Here is an 18,909-nt window from a genome sequence, read left to right as displayed (position 1 = left end):
GCCCTGGCGTGTCCGGGGTGCGTCGTCCCACGGGTGACCCGCCCCCGGCGCCTCGTCTCCGCCGCCTCGTGCGGCCGTAGGCCCGTCACCCGGCGTGCGCCGCCATTGGCCCCCTCGGGCGTCACCGTCCGTGGCCCTGGCGTGTCCGCGGACCCTCACCCCATGTGCGTCCGCCGGCGGTCACCGTCCGCCGCTCTGTGCGGCCGTGATTCGCCGCCGCGCCCATGCGGCCGCAGCATGCCGTCCCCGAGTGGCCGCCCCCGTCAGCCGTCCGTGACCTCCGTCGACGGTGGTTCCGTTCGGGTGGGGGACGCTCGGACCTCGTCGGTGCATTCGTAGCTGCGGAGGGGGGTCTTGTCGGGGCCGCCCAGGATGACCGAGCCGTCGCCCTCGGCGGCCGCGGAGTCGGAGAAGGTGCAGACGATCTGGGAGAGGGCGGACTTGGTGAGGGCGCCCGGCGGGTGGCTGAGCCGGAGGGTGTCCTCGGGGTCCTGGGGGCGCGGCCCGGTCACCGTCATGCCGTCGCGGACCGTCGTCGAGTACCCGGCCTCCCGCTCGCCGGACGAGGGCGCCGCCGCCAGCTCGTTCAGCAGTTCCTGCGCGACCAGCACCCGCCGCTGCGAGTCCGCCGTACCGTCCTCCACGTGCACCGTCCGGTCGACGGCCACCAGCGACGCCCCGCACAGCAGGAACACCTGCACCGGCAGCCCGCGCGAGGACTGCGCGGACACCTCCGGCTCGGAGACCGAGCAGTGCACGCGGGAGGGTGCGGGGCCGAAGTCGGTCGGGACCTCGGTGGCCCGGATGCCGCACCCGGTGGCCAGCGCCGCCAGCACGGGCAGCGCCAGCAGCCGTCGTACGGTCACCATGCCCTGACGTCCCTGCCCTCGCCGTACGCTCATGAGCTCTTCTCCCCCTCGCCCTCCTGGGCCAGCTCCGACGCGTCCCGGGGCAGGCGCAGGGTGAACACCGCGCCGCCCTCGGCGGAGTTCGCGGCGGTGATCTCGCCGCCGTGGATGTGGGCGTTCTCCAGGGCGATGGAGAGGCCGAGGCCGCTGCCCTCGGAGCGGGGGCGGGATGCGCTCGCCTTGTAGAAGCGGTCGAAGACGTGCGGCAGGACGTCCTCGGGGATGCCCGGCCCGTGGTCCTGCACCTCGATGACGACCTCGTGGTCCGCGGCGCGGACCGAGACCCGCACCGGCGACCCGCCGTGCTTGAGCGCGTTGCCGATGAGGTTGGCCAGGATGACGTCCAGGCGCCGCGGGTCGAGCCGGGCGTGGATGCCGCGCTCGGCGTCGAGGTCGACCGCGTCCAGCCAGGCCCGGGCGTCGATGCAGGCGGTGATCTGGTCGGCGACGTCGACGTCGTCCAGGACCAGCCTGGCGGTGCCCGCGTCGAAGCGGGTGACCTCCATGAGGTTCTCGACGAGGTCGTTGAGGCGGCGCGTCTCGCTGACCACCAGCCGTACCGCCGGTTCGATCATCGGGTCGACCGAGCCCGACTCCGCCTCCAGCTCCTCCTCCAGGATCTCCGTGACGGCGGTGATCGCGGTGAGGGGCGTACGGAGTTCATGGCTCATGTCCGCGACGAACCGGCGGGACGCCTCGTCGCGCGCGGCCATGTCGTCGACCCGTTTCTCCAGTGCCTCGGCCGCGTCGTTGAACGTCCGTGACAGATCGGCGAGTTCATCGGTGCCGGAGACCCTGAGCCGGGTGTCCAGCTTGCCCTCGCCCAGCCGGCGCGCGGCGACCCCGAGCCGGTGCACCGGCTTCAGCACGGTCGTGGCGGCGGCCTGCGCGAGGAGCGCCGAGCCGATGAGGGCGAGGCCGGTGGCGATACCGAGCGACCAGGCGAGGGAGTTGAGATCCTTCGCCTCCGGTTCGAGGGACTTGAGCATGTAGCCGGTGGTGCCGCCGTTGATCACCTTGGCGCCGGCCACCAGATACGGGGTGCCGTCGTCGACGATCCGCTGCCAGTACAGGTGGTACGCGTACTTGTTGGACGAGTCGACCTTCTGCTCGTCGTTCACCGCGGCCCGCAGCGACTGCGGCACGTCCTGCAGCGAGAAGCCGTTCATGGCACCGGAGTTGGAGGACAGTTCCGTACCGTCGGAGCCCTCGGCGACGAGCAGCACGCTGAAGCGCTGGCTGCTGTTGGCCATCGCGGCCGCGGTGCGCTGGAGTTCGTACTGTTCGGGGAGCTCGGGCAGCAGGCCCGCGTGGTTCTGCATCTCCTGCTGGAAGTCGCGCAGCACCGCGTCCTGGGTACGGGTGAGCACGGCCTCGCGGTTGAGCCAGTAGGCGATCCCGGAAGCGGAGACCGCGGCGGTGAGCGCCACAAGTCCGAAGACCACCACGAGCCGCAGACGCAGACTGGTGAACCGCAGCCGCGACAGATGTCCCTTGCGAGCCGCGGCCCAGCCGCGGACCCCCCCTTGCACTTGTGTCACTGAGGCGTGTCCAGCCGGTAGCCGACACCGCGGACCGTACGGATCAGGGTCGGGGACGAGGGCACGTCCTCGACCTTGGCGCGCAGCCGCTGCACACAGGCGTCCACGAGCCGCGAGTCACCGAGGTAGTCGTGCTCCCAGACGAGACGCAGCAGTTGCTGCCGGGAGAGGGCCTGCCCGGGCCGCCGGCTCAGCTCAAGGAGCAACCGCAGCTCGGTCGGCGTCAGCTGCAGATCCTCGCCGTTCTTCGTCACGGTCATGGCCGCGCGGTCGATGACGAGCGAGCCGAACGAGGCCGAGTCGTTGGCCTCCCGCTCGCCGCGCCGCAGCACGGCACGGATACGGGCGTCGAGCACCCGCCCCTGCACGGGCTTGACGACATAGTCGTCGGCGCCGGACTCAAGGCCCACCACCACGTCGATGTCATCACTGCGCGCGGTCAGCAGAATGATCGGCAACTGGTCCGTGCGCCGGATGCGCCGGCACACCTCGAACCCGTCGATGCCGGGCAGCATCACATCCAGCACGATCAGGTCCGGCCGCTGCTCCCGCAGCAGCTTCAGACCGTCCTCACCGGTGGCAGCCGTGGCAACCCGGTGACCCTGGCGTGTCAGAGACAGCTCCAGGGCGGTACGGATGGCGTCGTCGTCCTCGATCAGCAACAGGGAAGGCACGGGGCTCATTCTGGCCCATGGCGGGGTCGGGTTTCGACTCCTGTACAGGTACGTGCACGCAGCGCAGCTCTCTGTGTCCGAGCTGTGTCCTCCCTGAGGCCGACCCCTGTGACAGGTCTGTGACAGTCGGCGGACACGGCCATGAAGGTGCGAGGGCAAGCTTTTCGGCACAGGCAAGGAAGCGGCAACGAACTCCACCGCCTGAGCAAGCCGAACACCGGAAGTCCACGACGGGGGGCGCGAGATGAACACGCTGCACAGCAACAGCACCAGCGCAGTGGTCACGCGCCTGCACGACGTGAACGGGGGCCGGGGTTCTGAGAAGTCCGGGGCCGTGAGCGGGCGGGGGTGCGCTCGCGGCGCCGGGCGTCAGCACACCGCGTACATGACGGTGGTTGACGGTTTCACGGGGGAAGCACACGGGGGAAGCGCGTACAGGGAGGGCTCGGGGGAGCGTCGTTCGCTGTCGGAGGCGGAGTTCACCGCCTACGTCCAGGAGCGTCGTGCCTCCCTGTACGCAACCGCCTACCACCTCACCGGTGACCGCTTCGAGGCCGAGGACCTGCTGCAGAGCGCGCTGTTCTCGACGTACAAGGCATGGGACCGGATCAGTGACAAGGCCGCCGTCGGGGGATACCTGCGGCGGACGATGACCAATCTGCACATCAGCGCGTGGCGCCGCCGCAAGCTGAACGAATACCCGACCGAGGAACTGCCGGAGACGCCCGGCGACACGGACGCGATGCGCGGCACCGAACTGCGCGCGGTCCTGTGGCAGGCGCTGGCCCGGCTGCCCGAACTCCAGCGCACGATGCTGGTCCTCCGCTACTACGAGGGCCGCACCGACCCGGAGATCGCGGAGATCCTCGGCATCAGTGTCGGCACGGTGAAGTCCAGCATCTGGCGGTCGCTCCGTCGACTGCGCGAGGACGAGGTCCTCAGCTTCGGCCGTGACGAGGAGGACGCCTTCGGGGAGCTCGTCGCCTGAGGGTCGGGGGGAGCACCGCCACGGGGGAGCAGTAACGGCGGTGCGGTGGTACGGGGGACACGGGGGAGCAGTACCGGGGGGTTTCACGGGGGAAGCACCACCGGGGGGAAACGGGGGAAGCACCACCACGGGGGAAGCACCAAAAAGCGGGACTGGAGGGCCGGGGGGTCCGTCCAGTCCCGCTTCGGTGTGTGCTCAGCGGGCCGCCATGGGAGCCACCTCGCCGGGCGTGTCCCCGACGGCGACCCCCTCGGCCGGGTCGAGGCCCTCGATGGCGTACGCACCGGTCCGGCGCTCGGGAGAGCCGTTGTCCACGCCGTCCCCGGTGTCGTCGCAGGCCTCGACCGTGGCGGTGCCCAGCCGCTCGCCGACGGTGAAGGCGGACTTCTCGGTGGGCAGATAGCCCCGCCCGTCATAGGTCACCAGGCCCGCGCAGGAGGCCGAGCCGCTCGACTGGCCGCATCCGGCCAGAGCCAGCATCGCCGCCGTCACCAACAGTGCTCCACGTCTGATCGTCATGGTCCTACGACGACGAAGGCACTGAAGTCGTTCAGCCCGCCGGAGTCGAAGCCGCCGGACGGCGGCCCGCCGCGGCCGCCGCGAGCCGGCCCAGCGCCTCGTCCTTGTCGCAGGCGTGGGCGCCGAGCGCGGTCTGGCGGGCGACGATCGTCCGCTCCTGCCGCATCAGCCGCCAGCCCCGCCGCAGCAGGAACGGCACCGACTTGCGGCCCTCCTTGAGGTCCCGCAGGAAGCGGCGGCGGAACGTCCGCACCGGGCCCCGGCTCAGACACAGCGCGTCGGCCAGCACACCCAGCTCCTGGCAGCGCGTGACGATCTCGGCGGCGAAGATGCCCTCCGCGATGAACAGCGGGGTCCGCCCGATGTCCACGGTCTCGGCGCCGGTGCGGGCGCTGAGCGAGATGTCGTACTGCGGGACGTCCGTACGGCCCGTGCGGCACAGTTCGGTGATCGCCGCGATCGCCACGTCCGCGTCCCAGGACTCGGGATGGTCCCAGTCGATGTCGGAGCTCCCCGCCACCAGCGGCAGAGTCGGGTCGTCGCCCTCCTTGTAGAAGTCGTCGAGGCGCAGCACCGGAAGACCGGAGCGGGCCGCGAGAAGGGACTTGCCGGAGCCGGAGGGGCCGCAGAGCAGCACGACTCGCGTAGGTATGGACGAAGGGGAACTCACGGGACACCAGTGTGAGGCATTCACCTGCTGTTCATCGACCCCGCGGGCCGGCTTTGAAGCAAGCGTCACACCTCAACTACCCTTCGTGTCTATCCGGTTACTCGGTGCATGGAGAGGGGGTCGGAAACGTGCCGCCCTGGGCGCAGGCGCAGTCCATCGGGAGCATCCCGGTGGTCGGCCGGGCGGCGAGTCTCCTCAACGACCACTGACGGCTCGACGAGCACTCACGACTCGACAACCAGTGACGACGGCACACAGAGAGCCGCGCCTCCCCCGGACGGAGGGGAGACACGGCTCTCCGGTCTCTGCGGCCCGCGTCAGTACGACGAGCCGGACGCGCCCAGCGACCCCGTCGGGTGCCAGACCGTCTTCGTCTCCAGGAACGCCGTCAGCCGGTCGATCCCCGGAGTCGCCGACCAGTCGACCTCGTCCACAGGCTGTGGACGGAGAACCCGCTTCAGATTGTCCGCCGCCGCGATCTCCAGCTCCTTCGCCAGCACGTCGTCGGCGCCGGCGAGATCGATCGCGTTGACGTCCTGGTGCGCGGCCAGCGGCGCCGCGATCTCCGCCGTACGGCCGGACAGGACGTTGACGACACCGCCGGGGACGTCCGAGGTGGCCAGCACCTCGCCGAGGGACAGGGCCGGGAGCGGGGCCTTCTCGGACGCGATCACGATCGCCGTGTTGCCGGTCGCGATGACCGGGGCGACGACCGAGACCAGGCCCAGGAAGGACGACTCCTGCGGGGCCAGGACCACGACGACACCCGTCGGTTCCGGGGAGGACAGGTTGAAGTACGGGCCCGCCACCGGGTTCGCGCCGCCGATCACCTGGGCGATCTTGTCGGTCCAGCCCGCGTACCAGACCCAGCGGTCGATCGTCGCGTCGACCTGGTCGGCGGCCTTGGTCTTCGAAAGGCCCTCCGCCTCGGCCACTTCGCGCACGAACTGCGCCTTGCGGCCCTCCAGCATCTCGGCGACGCGGTACAGGATCTGACCGCGGTTGTACGCCGTCGCGCCCGCCCAGCCGCCGAACGCCTTGCGGGCGGCGACCACCGCGTCACGGGCGTCCTTGCGGGACGAAAGGGGCGCGTTCGCCAGCCAGTTGCCCTTGGAGTCGGTCACTTCGTACACCCGGCCGCTTTCGGAGCGGGGGAACTTGCCCCCGACGTACAGCTTGTAGGTCTTGAAGACGCTCAGACGGTTCTGATCAGACATCGAGGTACGCCTCCAGGCCGTGCCGACCGCCCTCGCGGCCGAAGCCCGACTCCTTGTAGCCGCCGAACGGCGAGGTCGGGTCGAACTTGTTGAACGTGTTGGACCAGATGACGCCCGCGCGGAGCTTGCTCGCCACGGCGAGGATCCGCGAGCCCTTCTCCGTCCAGATGCCCGCCGACAGGCCGTACTGGCTGTTGTTGGCCTTCGCGACCGCCTCGTCGGGGGTGCGGAAGGTCAGGACCGACAGGACCGGGCCGAAGATCTCGTCGCGGGCGATGGTGTGCGCCTGGGTGACGTTCGTGAAGAGCGTCGGGGCGAACCAGTAGCCGGCGGACGGGATGTCGCAGGCCGGGGACCAGCGCTCGGCGCCCTCCGCCTCGCCCTGCTCCACCAGGGAGGTGATGCGGGCGAGCTGTTCGGCGGAGTTGATCGCGCCGATGTCCGTGTTCTTGTCCAGCGGGTCGCCGAGGCGGAGGGTGGACAGGCGGCGCTTGAGGGAGTCCATCAGCTCGTCCTGGATCGACTCCTGGACGAGGAGCCGGGAGCCCGCGCAGCAGACCTGGCCCTGGTTGAAGAAGATCCCGTTGACGATGCCTTCCACCGCCTGGTCGATCGGGGCGTCGTCGAAGACGATGTTCGCGCCCTTGCCGCCCAGTTCGAGGGTGACCTTCTTCTTCGTGCCCGCCACCTGCCGGGCGATCGCCTTGCCGACCGCCGTGGAGCCGGTGAAGGCCACCTTGTTCACGTCGGGGTGCTCGACGAGGGCCGCGCCTGTGTCGCCGTATCCCGGAAGGATGTTGACGACGCCCTTGGGCAGGCCCGCCTGGCGGCAGATGTCCGCGAAGAACAGCGCCGAGAGGGGGGTCGTCTCGGCGGGCTTGAGGACCACCGTGTTGCCCGTCGCCAGCGCCGGGGCGATCTTCCACGCCAGCATCAGCAGGGGGAAGTTCCAGGGGATGACCTGGCCGGCGACGCCCAACGGACGTGGGTTCGCGCCGAAGCCCGCGTGGTCGAGCTTGTCGGCCCAGCCCGCGTAGTAGAAGAAGTGCGCGGCGACCAGGGGGAGGTCGGCGTCGCGGGTCTCCTTGATGGGTTTGCCGTTGTCCAGGGTCTCCAGGACCGCGAGCTCGCGGCTGCGCTCCTGGATGATCCGGGCGATGCGGAACAGGTACTTGGCGCGCTCCGAGCCGGGCAGCGCCGACCACTTCTCGAAGGCCTTGCGGGCGGCCTTGACCGCGCGGTCGACGTCCGCCTCGCCCGCCTGGGCGATCTCGGAGAGGACCTCCTCGGTCGCGGGGGAGACGGTCTTGAAGACCTTGCCGTCCGCCGCCTCCACGAACTCGCCGTCGATGAACAGGCCGTAGGAGGGTGCGATGTCGACGACCGAGCGGGACTCGGGCGCCGGGGCGTACTCGAAAGCAGATGCGGATGCCATGGTGATCAGTCCACCGTCACGTAGTCGGGGCCGGAGTAACGGCCGGTGGCCAGCTTCTGACGCTGCATCAGCAGGTCGTTCAGGAGCGAGGAGGCGCCGAAGCGGAACCAGTGGTTGTCCAGCCAGTCCGCGCCGACGGTCTCGTTGACCAGGACGAGGAACTTGATCGCGTCCTTCGTCGTCCTGATGCCGCCGGCCGGCTTCACGCCGATCTGGACGCCGGTGGCGGCACGGAAGTCCCGTACGGCCTCCAGCATCAGCAGGGTGTTGGCGGGGGTGGCGTTGACCGCGACCTTGCCCGTGGACGTCTTGATGAAGTCCGCGCCCGCCAGCATGCCGAGCCAGCTGGCACGCCGGATGTTGTCGTACGTCGACAGCTCGCCGGTCTCGAAGATGACCTTCAGACGGGCGCTGGTCCCGCAGGCCTCCTTCACGGCGACGATCTCGTCGTACACCTTCATGTAGTGGCCCGCGAGGAACGCCCCGCGGTCGATGACCATGTCGATCTCGTCGGCACCCGCGGCGACGGCGTCGCGCACGTCGGCGAGCTTGACGTCGAGGGCCGCGCGGCCCGCCGGGAAGGCGGTGGCGACCGAGGCGACCTTCACGGTCGAACCGGCGACGGCCTCCTTGGCGGCGGCCACCATGTCGGGGTAGACGCAGACGGCCGCGGTCGCCGGTGTCGTACGGTCGGTCGGGTCGGGGTGGACCGCCTTGGCGCCGAGCGCCCGGACCTTGCCCGGGGTGTCCGCGCCTTCCAGCGTCGTCAGGTCGACCATCGAGATGGCGAGGTCGATGGCGTACGCCTTCGCGGTCGTCTTGATGGAACGGGTGCCGAGGGAGGCGGCGCGCGCCTCCAGGCCGACCGCGTCGACGCCGGGCAGCCCGTGGAGGAAGCGACGCAGCGTGCTGTCGGACGCGGTGACATCCGTAAGCGGGTGTGCGGTAGATGCAGTGGTGGGCATGGTCACCAGCCGAGCATATCTACGCGCGTAGCGGCTGTACACCCCCGGGTGCTCATCTCCGACGGCGGCACCGCGTACGAGCGTCCCCGGCACCGTCGTGCAGAATCGGGCTCATGACGACCAAGGACCGGACCTACCGCTCATCCGCCGGCATCGCCGGAGGCGTCCTGCTGCTGGCCATCGTCCTCTGGCTCGGCATCGACGCCCTGTTCCAGGGCGAGGACCGCACGCCCTGGCTGGCGCTCGCCGCGATGATCCTCGTGGTCCCGCTGATCGTCGCCTTCACACTGCGCCCCGCCGTCTTCGCCGACGACGACCGCCTGCGCGTCCGCAACCCCTTCCGCATCGTCGTGCTGCCCTGGGGGCAGGTCGCCTCGCTGGCCTCCGGTTACTCCAATGAGGTCATCGCCGCGTCCGGCACCAAGTTCCAGCTCTGGGCCCTTCCGGTGTCGCTGCGGGACCGCAAGAAGGCGACGCGCCGGATCGCGAAGGCCGAGCGCGGGGAGCGCGCCGGTGGCCGTGCGGGCGGGCTCGGGCTCGGGCTGTCGGGCGGCCCGGCGCCCGACGAGGGCCCCGCGCGGGCCAAGAACGACAAGGTCATGGACGACCTGCGCGAACTGGCGGAGACCCGCGGGAACGCGGAGAGCGCACAGGGCGAGGTGACGGTGCGCTGGGCGTACGAGATCTTCGGCCCGGCGCTGGCCGGAGCGGTACTGCTGGCGATCCTTCTGGCCACGGGCTGACGCGCCTTTCCCTTCACGGTTTCCGGCGCCATGATGTGCGCCCACCTCGGCGTACCGCCCGGAAAAGGACCCGAGGACTGCAACCACACATGTGGTCCGAGTGTCTGGAAGACGATGAGCACGAACCTCCAGCGGCCGTTGCCGCTGCCCGCGTCCGCGATACCCGACGGCTGTCTTCCCTGGGACGGGGAGCAGGCACGGCGATGGGCGGAGGCCGCGCCCGCGCGCTGGGTGCCGGTACGGTTCGACATGGGTGTGCAGGTCGGCGCGGTCGTGGCCGGGCTGGTCGGCGCGCTCCTGCTGAGCCGGCACGCCGATGTGGCGCCGTGGGCGGCCGCCGTACTGGCGCTGCACGGGGTGTGGCTGGTGGCGCGGCCCGAGGTGGTGCGCTTCTCGGTGCCGGTTCTGCTGTTCGTGGTCCCTCTCCAGCAGCCGATGGAGTGGGCCGTGAGTGTGCCCGTGCTGGCTGTCCTGCTGCTCGTCTGGGTGGTCGCCATGCTGCGGCTGGTCGCGCGGCGGCGGCAGCGGGAGACGGCGCTGGCGGCGGCCGGTGGGGTGACGGCCGTACTGCCCGACAAGGGCAAGACGTTCCTGCGGGGCAAGGCCCTCATCGGGTTCGGTGCCATCGTGACCACGGCCGGCGCCGTGACGGCCGCCACGACCGGGGCCGATGACGGCCTCCTCCGCACGGCTGCCCTCTTCGGGAGCGGGCTCGGCCTCACCGTCGTACTCTCCGGCCTCCTCGGCCGCCGCCGGGCCGCCGCGCTGCGCCGCGCCCCCGTCCCCGTCCTGCGCGTCCTCGTACGGGAGAACGCGGATGTGGAGACCGAGGTCTACGCGGCCGACGACCTGGGCGCGCTGCGGCCGCTGTTCACGGTCTCGGTGTCGGAGCTGGACGACGAGGGTGAGCCCTTCTTCGAGAAAGCGGACGACGACGAGGACGACGACGAGGACGAGGCGGAGATAGAGGCGCTCTTCGACCGTGTCGACAGCGGCGAGCCCGGCCCCCTGCGCGAGGCCGTCCTCTACGGCACCCCCCACGACGGCGCCGAGATCCTCCTCGTCAGCGCCGACGAGGACCCGGAAGAGCCGCCGGTGACCGAGCGCTCGCAGGGGCCCGTACGGCCGCTGTCGGACGGGTTCGGGCGGCGCCGGATCGTGGGGGAGAAGCGGGCGGGGACGCGTAAGGCGGCGTACCAGGAACTGGGCCGGATCGCCGCAGAGGCGGCGGTCGCCGAGCCCGGGTCGGGGGCCGTACGGCGGTGGCGTGCGGGGTGGACGGACCGGCTCACCGCTGTCGTGATCGTCTTGTGGTTCGTCCCGGTCGTCATGAACGAGAGCGGCTGGTTCTGGCGGTACGTCCTCTGCGGCACCCTGGTGGCGGCCGGTTCCCTGTTCCTGTCGCACCGGATCGCGTGGACCGTCACCGCCGACAGCGAGGGCCTCTGGTTCAACGGGTTCCGCCGCACCCGCCACATCGCCTGGGACGACATCCGCGTCGTCCGTTGCAAGGGCAGCGAGCTGACGATCGACAGCAAGCGGGCCACCTTCACCACCTGGACCATGCACAGCGCCCGCTGGCCCAGGCTGGAGCTCCGCTGCGGCTGGATCCACCCCTACGAGCGCACCGCCGCCGAGATCACCGCGATGTGGAAGGACCCGGCGCTGCGGCCCACCGTCGCCGCGAGCGACCGGGAGCGCGGACGTCCGCAGTGGCCGCTCGCGCTGATCCTGGCGCTGGTCTTCGTGGCGGGGCTGGTGCTGCTGCCGTAGGAGGGCGGCGTCACGGCGCTCCCGGCCACACCAGCGCCATGTGCGCCCCCCAGTACATCGAGCCCGCCACCGCCGCCGTCAGGACGACGACCCGGTGGCGGCGGGCGGCGGCGGAGAGGCGCAGGGCCAGGGAGAGGAGGAGCGGGAAGGCCGGGAGGAGATAGCGGGCGCGGGGGAAGTAGACGCCGCCGCTGGTCAGGACGATGAGCAGGGTCACGCCCGTGAAGACCAGCAGGGGGAGCGGCTGGCGGTCGCGCGCCGACAGCGCGAACAGGGCCACCGCGGCGACCAGCACCAGCGTCACCATGACCAGGAAGAGATGCGGGCTCGCGTCCCGCACCAGCAGATGGCGGATCTCGCGCAGGGTGCGCCGGCCGCCGTCCATCTCGTTGCTCCACACCCGCTGTTCGGCGAAGTAGCCGTCCCAGCGGCCCACCCGAAGCCCCACCCACGCGATGAACCCGCACCAGCCGAGCGGGGCGAGGACAGCGGCCGTCAGCGCGGGCACGGAGAAGCCGCGGCGCAGGGACAGCAGGGCCGTCACGGTGACGGCGGCCGCCAGCGCGATGCCGGTCGGGCGGGTCAGACCGGCGAGCACGGCAAGGGCCGCCGCCATGAGCCAGCGGCGGGCCAGCAGGGCGTACAGGGACCAGGCCGCCAGCGCCGTGAACAGGGATTCGGTGTACCCCATCCACTGCACCAGGCCGACCGGGAACGCCGCCCACAGGGTGGTGAGCAGTACGCCGACCCGGCGGCCGTACAGCCGGTCGCCGACCGCGAAGACGCCCCAGGCCGCGAGGAAGGAGGCGGCGACGGCGAGGCACAGGCCGGTGGTGGCGCGGGTGCCGGGGGTGACGGCCGCGACCGCCTTGACGAGGACCGGGTAGAGCGGGAAGAACGCCAGGTTGTTGCCCTTGGGGCCGACTTCACGGGCGTAACCGTGGTCCGCGATCCCGAGGTACCACTTCGAGTCCCACTGCCGCGCCAGGATCGGCCAGACACCGTGATCCTGGTGATGCGCCCACAGCGCGAGGAACAGCAGACCCGCTAGGCGTACGGCGAGGAAGGCGGCCAGCGCCGGGGCCGCGTGCCGCAGGGCGTGTACGGCCGGGCGGTGGGGGCCGCGGTTGGTCCCGGGTCGCCGGCTGCCCGGGATGCTGCCGCCGGGGGCGGTTTCGGGGGCGGTCCAGGACACGGGGCGGCTCCGGGGCTCGGTGGACGGGGGTGTCCGTCCACCGTTTCCCGGGGAGGGGGCCGGGGGCCGCAGCGCGCGTCAACCGGCCTGGTGAAATCACCCGTTGGGGTGCCCCGGTCGGTCGGGGCACCCCAACGGCGTCCAGATACCGGCCGCCGCCGACAGGTCCCGCTTGATCGTCGTCAGCAGGTCCGACGCCTTCGCGTGGGCCGCGGGCAGGTCGGCGTGGGTGCCGACCGGGACGACGACCTCCAGGTAGCACTTGAGCTTGGGCTCGGTGCCGCTGGGGCGGACGATGACACGGGCGCCGTCGAGCGTGTACCGCAGCCCGTCCGTGGGCGGCAGCTTGTCCGTGCCCTGCGTGAGGTCCTCGGCCCTCGTGACGGCGAGGCCCGCGAGCTCGGTCGGCGGCTGCTCGCGCAGGCGCCGCATGGCGTCCGCGATGACCGACAGGTCCTCGACGCGCACCGAGAGCTGGTCGGTGGCGTGCAGCCCGTGCTCGACGGCGAGGTCGTCGAGGAGGTCGAGCAGGGTGCGGCCCTCCTCCTTCAGCTCGGACGCCAGCTCCGTGATGAGCAGGGCGGCGGTGATGCCGTCCTTGTCCCGTACGCCCTCCGGGTCCACGCAGTAGCCGAGGGCCTCCTCGTAGCCGTAGCGCAGGCCGTCCACGCGGGCGATCCACTTGAAACCGGTGAGGGTCTCCTCGTACGGCAGACCCGCCTTCTCGGCGATCCGGCCGAGGAGCGAGGAGGAGACGATCGACTCGGCGAAGGTGCCCTGGGCGCCGCGGCGGACCAGGTGCGCGGCGAGCAGGGCGCCGACCTCGTCGCCGCGCAGCATCCGCCAGTCCCCGCCCTCACGGCGCTCCTTCACGGCCACGGCGCAGCGGTCGGCGTCCGGGTCGTTGGCGACGACCAGATCGGGGTCGGTCTCGCGGGCCTTCGCGAAGGCGAGGTCCATCGCGCCGGGCTCTTCCGGGTTGGGGAAGGCGACGGTCGGGAAGTCCGGGTCGGGCTCGGCCTGCTCGGCGACGAGTTCCGGGGCGGGGAAGCCGGCGCGGGCGAAGGCGGCGAGGAGGGTGTCCTTGCCGACGCCGTGCATCGCCGTGTAGACGGTGCGGGCGGTGCGCGGGGAGTCCGGGGCGAGGACGGCGTCCGTGCGGGCGAGGTAGGCGTTCAGGACGGCGTCGTCGAGGGTCTCCCAGCCGGCCTCCGGGCGGGGGACGTCGTCGAGGGAGACGATCGCGTCGATCTCCGCCGCGATCTCCGCGTCGGCGGGCGGGACGATCTGGGAGCCGTCGCCGAGGTAGACCTTGTAGCCGTTGTCGCGGGGCGGGTTGTGGCTGGCCGTGACCTCCACGCCGGCCACCGCGCCGAGGTGCCTTATGGCGTAGGCCAGGACGGGGGTGGGGAGGGGGTGCGGGAGCACGGCTGCGCGCAGGCCTGCGCCGGTCATCACGGACGCCGTGTCGCGGGCGAAGTCGGCGGACTTGTGGCGGGCGTCGTAGCCGATGACGACGAGGCCGTCGGTCTGGCCCTTGGCCTTGAGGTACGCGGCGAGGCCGGCGGCGGCGCGGATGACGACGGTGCGGTTCATACGCATGGGGCCGGCGCCGAGTTCGCCCCGCAGGCCCGCCGTGCCGAACTGGAGGGTGCCGCTGAAGCGGGCGGTGAGTTCGGTGACGTCTCCGGCCTCGATGAGCTTGGCGAGTTCGTCACGGGTTTCCGTGTCGGGGTCCTCGGCCAGCCAGGTCTTGGCTCGTGCGATGAGATCGTCGTGCACGTCGGGCAACCTCTCGTGTTCGTGTGTGGTGGGGGTGGGGTTCCGCCGGGGGTTTTCGCCCCCGCCGCCCTTACCCATTCCCGTCCCAGGGGGCGCTGCCCCCTGGACCCCCGCTCCTCAAACGCCGGAGGGGCTGAATTCTGTGAACGCCGGTCCGCATCACTCAGCCCGTCCGAGGGCGGCAGCCCCCAGCGACGGGGGCATGGGAAGCTCGGGCCCGGTTACAGCCGGCCCAGCACCTGGCCCAGCAGCGCGCCCATCTGGGTCGCCGAGTCGCGGCCCGCCTGGAGGACCTCCTCGTGGTTCAGGGGCTCGCCCGTCATACCCGCCGCGAGGTTGGTGACCAGCGAGATGCCCAGCACCTCCGCCCCCGCCTCACGCGCCGCGATCGCCTCCAGCACCGTCGACATGCCCACCAGGTCGGCCCCGATCACCCGGGCCATCCGGATCTCCGCCGGCGTCTCGTAGTGCGGGCCGGGGAACTGGGCGTAGACGCCCTCCTCCAGCGTGGGGTCGATCTCCTTGCACAGGGCGCGCAGGCGCGGCGAGTACAGGTCCGTCAGGTCCACGAAGTTCGCGCCGACGATCGGGGACGTCGCCGTGAGGTTGATGTGGTCGCTGATGAGGACCGGCTGGCCGGGGCGCATGCCCTCGCGGAGGCCGCCGCAGCCGTTGGTCAGCACGATCGTCTTGCAGCCGGCCGCCACCGCGGTGCGGACACCGTGGGCGACCGCCGCGACGCCACGGCCCTCGTAGTAGTGCGTGCGGCCCAGGAAGACCAGAGCGCGCTTCTCGCCGATCTTGTACGAGCGGATCTTGCCGCCGTGGCCCTCCACCGCCGGCGGCGGGAAACCGGGCAGCTCGGTGACCTGGAACTCGGCGTCGGGAGCGCCGAGGGCGTCCACGGCCGGTGCCCAGCCGGAGCCCATCACGAGGGCGACGTCGTGGGTCTCGGCGCCGGTCAGTTCGCGCAGGCGCGCGGCGGCGGCGTCGGCGGCGGCGTGGGGGTCGCCCTGGATGTCGTCCGGAAGAAGAGATGCGTTCACGCGCATGAGCGTAGCCGGTTTCCGCCTACGCGCGTAGATGACAGAGCGAACGGGATATCGATCGTTGTCTTGTCGTTTCCAACCAAGGGTGTGACCGGAGTGATCCATGGGGCACGAAGAGAGCCCTGAGTGCTCAGCAAGGGCGCTTGCGCAGTTCCATCACGTAGTCGTGCGGTGCGCCCGCCGACTCCGCGGCGTCCGCGATCTCCCCGAGGTAGCGCGCCGACGGCAGGCCGCCCTCGTACGCGTCGAGGACGTACAGCCAGGCCGACTCCTCGCTCTCCAGGGTGTGCACCCGGACCCGCATCCGGCGGTAGATGCCGAGGCCGACACCCTCCCAGCGGTCCAGGGAGTCCTCGTCCATCGGCGCGATGTCGTACAGCGCGACGAAGACCTGGGAGTCGGGGTCCTCGACGATCGTCGCGAGCGCGCCCTCCCAGCCCATCTGCTCGCCGCCGAAGGTCAGCCGCCACCCGTTCAGCCACCCGGTCGCGCGCATCGGCGAGTGCGGTGCGCGGCGGGTCATCAGCCGCGCGTCGAGGTTGCCGGCGTAGGCGGCGTAGAGCGACATGGGGAGAGGGTACGGCAGCGGCATCGGGCGTCACTCCCGTAACAGTGACGTCTCGGGCGGGCCCCCGGGCAGTAGCACCTTGAAGCGTGCGGGACAATGGAGTACGTGACTCGGATCGTGATCATCGGTGGCGGACCCGGCGGATACGAAGCGGCGCTGGTCGCGGCGCAGCTCGGCGCGGAGGTGACCGTCGTCGACTGCGACGGTCTGGGCGGAGCGTCGGTGCTGACCGACTGCGTGCCGTCGAAGACCCTTATCGCTACGGCCGAGGTGATGACCACCTTCGACTCGTCGTACGAAGAGCTCGGCATCATCGTCGCCGACGACACGCCACCCCTGGAGCAGGCGGCCCGGGTCGTGGGCGTGGACCTCGGGAAGGTCAACCGGCGTGTGAAGCGGCTCGCGCTCGCGCAGTCGCACGACATCACCGCCTCCGTCACGCGCGCCGGCGCCCGGGTGCTGCGCGGCCGTGGGCGTCTTGAGGGCATGCAGGCCCTCGACGGCTCCCGCAAGGTCGTCGTCACCGCCGCCGACGGCACCGAGGAGACCCTCACCGCCGACGCCGTCCTCATCGCGACCGGCGGCCACCCCCGCGAGGTCCCCGACGCCCTGCCCGACGGCGAGCGCATCTTCAACTGGACGCAGGTGTACGACCTCACCGAGCTGCCCGAGGAGCTCATCGTGGTCGGGTCGGGTGTCACGGGTGCCGAGTTCGCCGGTGCCTACCAGGCGCTGGGCTCCAAGGTCACCCTCGTGTCGTCCCGCGACCGCGTGCTGCCCGGCGAGGACCCGGACGCCGCCGCCGTCCTCGAGGACGTCTTCCGGCGCCGCGGCATGAACGTCATGGCCCGCTCCCGCGCCGCCGCCGCCAAGCGGGTCGGCGACCGCGTCGAGGTCACCCTCTCCGACGGCCGCGTCATCTCCGGCACCCACTGCCTCATGGCCGTCGGCGCCATCCCCAACAGTGCCGGTCTCGGTCTTGAGGAGGCCGGGGTCAAGGTGCGCGAGTCCGGGCACATCTGGACCGACAAGGTGTCCAGGACGACGGCTCCCGGCGTGTACGCCGCCGGTGACGTGACCGGCGTCTTCGCGCTCGCGTCCGTCGCCGCCATGCAGGGCCGTATCGCCATGTACCACTTCCTCGGCGACGCGGTGGCTCCGCTGAACCTGAAGACCGTCTCCTCCAACGTCTTCACCGACCCCGAGATCGCCACCGTCGGCTACACGCAGGCCGACGTGGACGCGGGCAAGATCGACGCCCGGGTCGTCAAGCTGCCGCTGCTGCGCAACCCGCGCGCCAAGATGCAGGGCATCCGCGACGGCTTCGTCAAGATCTTCTGCCGTCCCGGTACCGGGATCGTCGTCGGCGGTGTCGTCGTCGCACCGCGTGCCTCGGAGCTGATCCATCCGATCTCGATCGCCGTCGACAACAACCTGACCGTCGAACAGATCGCGAACGCGTTCACCGTGTACCCGTCCCTTTCGGGGTCGATCGCGGAGGTGGCACGACAGCTCCATACCCGTAAGGAGACCGGCGAGAGCTAGGCCGACGGCGGCGGCCGAAAGCGATTCCCCGCTGGTCACAGGGAGTTGTCGACCATTCGTGCGGCATAAGCACCAGGCGTAGGCTCTATACCACTTCCGACTCTTCTGTGCGAACAACTTCTGTTATTCGGCGCAAACTGCTGAAAGCAGACGGTCGTTGGGGTTACTGTCAGTTTCGTGTTCGCTGCAGAACGTCGCCAATTGATCCTCGAAATGGTGCGAGCGAACGGGGCCGTGTCGCTCCGTGAGCTCGCCCGCGTCGTCCAGACCTCCGAAGTGACCGTACGGCGGGACGTGCGCGCACTGGAGGCAGAAGGACTCCTCGACCGCCGGCATGGCGGTGCGGTATTGCCGGGCGGGTTCACGCGGGAGTCCGGCTTTCCGCAGAAATCACATCTCGCGACCGCTGAGAAGACGGCCATCGCCGACCTCGCCGCGAACTTCGTCGAAGAGGGCGAAGCCATCGTGGTCGGGGCGGGTACGACGACACAGGAGCTGGCCCGTCGGCTCGCTCGCGTACCCGGGCTGACCGTCGTCACCAACTCCCTGTTGGTGGCTCAGGCGTTGGCCCATGCCAACCGGGTGGAAGTAGTGATGACCGGCGGCACACTGCGGGGCTCCAACTATGCGCTGGTCGGCTCCGGCGCGGAGCAGTCCCTGCAGGGGCTGCGGGTGTCACGGGCCTTCCTCTCCGGCAGCGGTCTCACCGCCGAGCGCGGGCTGTCCACGTCCAACATGCTGTCGGCGTCCGTCGACCGGGCGTTGGTGCAGGCCGCCGCGGAGGTGGTCGTGCTCGCCGATCACACCAAGCTGGGTACGGACACGATGTTCCAGACCGTGCCGACCGATGTGATCACCCGGCTGGTGACCGACGAACCGCCGGCGCACGACGACCGTGCGGCCACGGAGTTGCAGGCGCTGGCCGACCAGGGTGTGCAGATCGCTGTCGCCGGGGCGTCGGGGAGTGATTCCGTCCCCCCGCGCCAGCCGCGCCGAGACGTGTCCCTCCCGGGACCTCGGCGGGTGCCGTCCGGCGGCGCGGCGGGGCTCAGGGCGACGTCGGTTCTGAGTGAACCGGCGCCCGGGTCGGAGCAGCGGGCTGCGGCGCGGGTTGCTGATATGCGGCGGCGTTAGGTTTTCTTCGCCTATTCGTCGTGGGGGTTGTTGTTGCTGCGCGGGTGCCGGTTGTTTGTGGCTGGTCGCGCCCGCGCGGCGGAGCCGCACAGTGATGCAGCCCCGCGCCCCTAAGGGCCGTCCCGTAAATGATCTTCGGGTCGCCTCGGGCACGGTTGGTCGTTGCGCGGCCCGTTGAACTATCCGGTGAGGGCGAGGTTGTG

The 18,909-nt window shown here is 71.1% G+C and carries 17 protein-coding genes; 5 read left to right on the top strand and 12 right to left on the bottom strand.

Annotated features, from left to right (window positions below; genetic code table 11):
- Positions 1 to 263 precede the first annotated feature (263 nt).
- Genes PH203_RS21350 through afsQ1 form a run of 3 tightly spaced genes read right to left on the bottom strand, consistent with a single transcriptional unit; the run spans position 264 to position 3,123 of the window.
- Positions 264 to 902 carry a hypothetical protein gene (locus PH203_RS21350; protein WP_289921937.1) on the bottom strand — a complete coding sequence of 213 codons (639 nt, stop codon included), beginning with the start codon at positions 900 to 902 and terminating at the stop codon, positions 264 to 266.
- Positions 899 to 2,449 carry a HAMP domain-containing sensor histidine kinase gene (locus tag PH203_RS21345; RefSeq protein ID WP_289921936.1) on the bottom strand — a complete coding sequence of 517 codons (1,551 nt, stop codon included), beginning with the start codon at positions 2,447 to 2,449 and terminating at the stop codon, positions 899 to 901. The genes PH203_RS21350 and PH203_RS21345 overlap by 4 nt, the downstream gene beginning before the upstream one ends.
- Entirely contained in the window at positions 2,446 to 3,123 is a 678-nt protein-coding gene (gene afsQ1, locus PH203_RS21340) for a two-component system response regulator AfsQ1 (protein ID WP_289921935.1), read from the bottom strand. The genes PH203_RS21345 and afsQ1 overlap by 4 nt, the downstream gene beginning before the upstream one ends.
- Before the next feature lie 244 nt (positions 3,124 to 3,367).
- On the opposite strand from afsQ1, the gene PH203_RS21335 reads away from it, so the two are divergent.
- Positions 3,368 to 4,111 (top strand): SigE family RNA polymerase sigma factor, encoded by a 744-nt coding sequence (locus PH203_RS21335; protein ID WP_289921934.1) that lies wholly within the window; start codon positions 3,368 to 3,370, stop codon positions 4,109 to 4,111.
- A 195-nt stretch (positions 4,112 to 4,306) separates the two neighbouring features.
- On the opposite strand, the gene PH203_RS21330 is transcribed toward PH203_RS21335, so the two are convergent.
- From PH203_RS21330 to deoC, 5 genes are all read right to left on the bottom strand, one after another.
- The gene (locus PH203_RS21330) at positions 4,307 to 4,630 is read right to left on the bottom strand and encodes a DUF6281 family protein (RefSeq protein ID WP_289921933.1); all 324 of its coding nucleotides are present in this window, start codon (positions 4,628 to 4,630) and stop codon (positions 4,307 to 4,309) included.
- 31 nt (positions 4,631 to 4,661) lie between these two features.
- Positions 4,662 to 5,300: a uridine kinase gene (locus PH203_RS21325; protein WP_289921932.1), complete on the bottom strand. Its 639-nt coding sequence runs from the start codon at positions 5,298 to 5,300 to the stop codon at positions 4,662 to 4,664.
- Between the two features lie 317 nt (positions 5,301 to 5,617).
- The gene (locus tag PH203_RS21320) at positions 5,618 to 6,517 is read right to left on the bottom strand and encodes an aldehyde dehydrogenase family protein (RefSeq protein ID WP_289921931.1); all 900 of its coding nucleotides are present in this window, start codon (positions 6,515 to 6,517) and stop codon (positions 5,618 to 5,620) included.
- Positions 6,510 to 7,952, bottom strand: a complete 1,443-nt coding sequence (locus PH203_RS21315) for an aldehyde dehydrogenase family protein (protein WP_289921929.1) — start codon at positions 7,950 to 7,952, stop codon at positions 6,510 to 6,512. The genes PH203_RS21320 and PH203_RS21315 overlap by 8 nt, the downstream gene beginning before the upstream one ends.
- A 5-nt stretch (positions 7,953 to 7,957) precedes the next feature.
- Positions 7,958 to 8,917 carry a deoxyribose-phosphate aldolase gene (gene deoC, locus PH203_RS21310; RefSeq protein WP_289922446.1) on the bottom strand — a complete coding sequence of 320 codons (960 nt, stop codon included), beginning with the start codon at positions 8,915 to 8,917 and terminating at the stop codon, positions 7,958 to 7,960.
- A gap of 113 nt (positions 8,918 to 9,030) precedes the next feature.
- On the opposite strand from deoC, the gene PH203_RS21305 reads away from it, so the two are divergent.
- Together PH203_RS21305 and PH203_RS21300 are read left to right on the top strand one after the other, a co-directional pair.
- Positions 9,031 to 9,660 carry a PH domain-containing protein gene (locus tag PH203_RS21305; RefSeq protein WP_289921928.1) on the top strand — a complete coding sequence of 210 codons (630 nt, stop codon included), beginning with the start codon at positions 9,031 to 9,033 and terminating at the stop codon, positions 9,658 to 9,660.
- Between the two features lie 114 nt (positions 9,661 to 9,774).
- Positions 9,775 to 11,433 carry a hypothetical protein gene (locus tag PH203_RS21300; protein ID WP_289921926.1) on the top strand — a complete coding sequence of 553 codons (1,659 nt, stop codon included), beginning with the start codon at positions 9,775 to 9,777 and terminating at the stop codon, positions 11,431 to 11,433.
- A 10-nt stretch (positions 11,434 to 11,443) separates the two neighbouring features.
- Here PH203_RS21300 and PH203_RS21295 read toward each other — a convergent pair whose 3' ends face one another.
- From PH203_RS21295 to PH203_RS21280, 4 genes are all read right to left on the bottom strand, one after another.
- The gene (locus PH203_RS21295) at positions 11,444 to 12,589 is read right to left on the bottom strand and encodes a hypothetical protein (protein WP_289922445.1); all 1,146 of its coding nucleotides are present in this window, start codon (positions 12,587 to 12,589) and stop codon (positions 11,444 to 11,446) included.
- 135 nt (positions 12,590 to 12,724) lie between these two features.
- Positions 12,725 to 14,410: a phospho-sugar mutase gene (locus tag PH203_RS21290; protein WP_289921925.1), complete on the bottom strand. Its 1,686-nt coding sequence runs from the start codon at positions 14,408 to 14,410 to the stop codon at positions 12,725 to 12,727.
- Positions 14,411 to 14,631: 221 nt separating this feature from the next.
- Positions 14,632 to 15,456 carry a purine-nucleoside phosphorylase gene (locus PH203_RS21285; RefSeq protein WP_171148276.1) on the bottom strand — a complete coding sequence of 275 codons (825 nt, stop codon included), beginning with the start codon at positions 15,454 to 15,456 and terminating at the stop codon, positions 14,632 to 14,634.
- Positions 15,457 to 15,589: 133 nt separating this feature from the next.
- The gene (locus PH203_RS21280) at positions 15,590 to 16,027 is read right to left on the bottom strand and encodes a gamma-glutamylcyclotransferase (protein ID WP_289921919.1); all 438 of its coding nucleotides are present in this window, start codon (positions 16,025 to 16,027) and stop codon (positions 15,590 to 15,592) included.
- A gap of 96 nt (positions 16,028 to 16,123) precedes the next feature.
- Here PH203_RS21280 and PH203_RS21275 point away from each other — a divergent pair, with 96 nt between their 5' ends.
- Both PH203_RS21275 and PH203_RS21270 read left to right on the top strand, forming a co-directional pair.
- The gene (locus PH203_RS21275; protein ID WP_289921918.1) at positions 16,124 to 17,572 is read left to right on the top strand and encodes an NAD(P)H-quinone dehydrogenase; all 1,449 of its coding nucleotides are present in this window, start codon (positions 16,124 to 16,126) and stop codon (positions 17,570 to 17,572) included.
- 177 nt (positions 17,573 to 17,749) lie between these two features.
- Complete coding sequence (locus tag PH203_RS21270) at positions 17,750 to 18,706, top strand: DeoR/GlpR family DNA-binding transcription regulator (RefSeq protein WP_289921917.1); 957 nt, start codon at positions 17,750 to 17,752, stop codon at positions 18,704 to 18,706.
- Positions 18,707 to 18,909 lie beyond the last annotated feature (203 nt).

It is taken from the genome of Streptomyces sp. S.PB5, from assembly GCF_030403745.1.
In the GTDB taxonomy this organism is placed as follows: Bacteria; Actinomycetota; Actinomycetes; order Streptomycetales; family Streptomycetaceae; genus Streptomyces.
The sequence above is the reverse complement of the archived record's forward strand: the minus strand, read 5'-3'. Positions and strand labels throughout refer to the sequence as shown.

Excerpts from the sequence above, each read along its gene's own strand:
- PH203_RS21280 (WP_289921919.1), bottom strand. The coding sequence starts at position 16,027 with ATGTCGCTCTACGCCGCCTACGCCGGCAACCTCGACGCGCGGCTGATG.
- deoC (WP_289922446.1), bottom strand. The coding sequence starts at position 8,917 with ATGCCCACCACTGCATCTACCGCACACCCGCTTACGGATGTCACCGCG.
- PH203_RS21330 (WP_289921933.1), bottom strand. The coding sequence starts at position 4,630 with ATGACGATCAGACGTGGAGCACTGTTGGTGACGGCGGCGATGCTGGCT.
- PH203_RS21350 (WP_289921937.1), bottom strand. The coding sequence starts at position 902 with ATGAGCGTACGGCGAGGGCAGGGACGTCAGGGCATGGTGACCGTACGA.
- PH203_RS21315 (WP_289921929.1), bottom strand. The coding sequence starts at position 7,952 with ATGGCATCCGCATCTGCTTTCGAGTACGCCCCGGCGCCCGAGTCCCGC.
- PH203_RS21320 (WP_289921931.1), bottom strand. The coding sequence starts at position 6,517 with ATGTCTGATCAGAACCGTCTGAGCGTCTTCAAGACCTACAAGCTGTAC.
- PH203_RS21335 (WP_289921934.1), top strand. The coding sequence starts at position 3,368 with ATGAACACGCTGCACAGCAACAGCACCAGCGCAGTGGTCACGCGCCTG.
- PH203_RS21275 (WP_289921918.1), top strand. The coding sequence starts at position 16,124 with ATGGAGTACGTGACTCGGATCGTGATCATCGGTGGCGGACCCGGCGGA.
- PH203_RS21300 (WP_289921926.1), top strand. The coding sequence starts at position 9,775 with ATGAGCACGAACCTCCAGCGGCCGTTGCCGCTGCCCGCGTCCGCGATA.
- PH203_RS21305 (WP_289921928.1), top strand. The coding sequence starts at position 9,031 with ATGACGACCAAGGACCGGACCTACCGCTCATCCGCCGGCATCGCCGGA.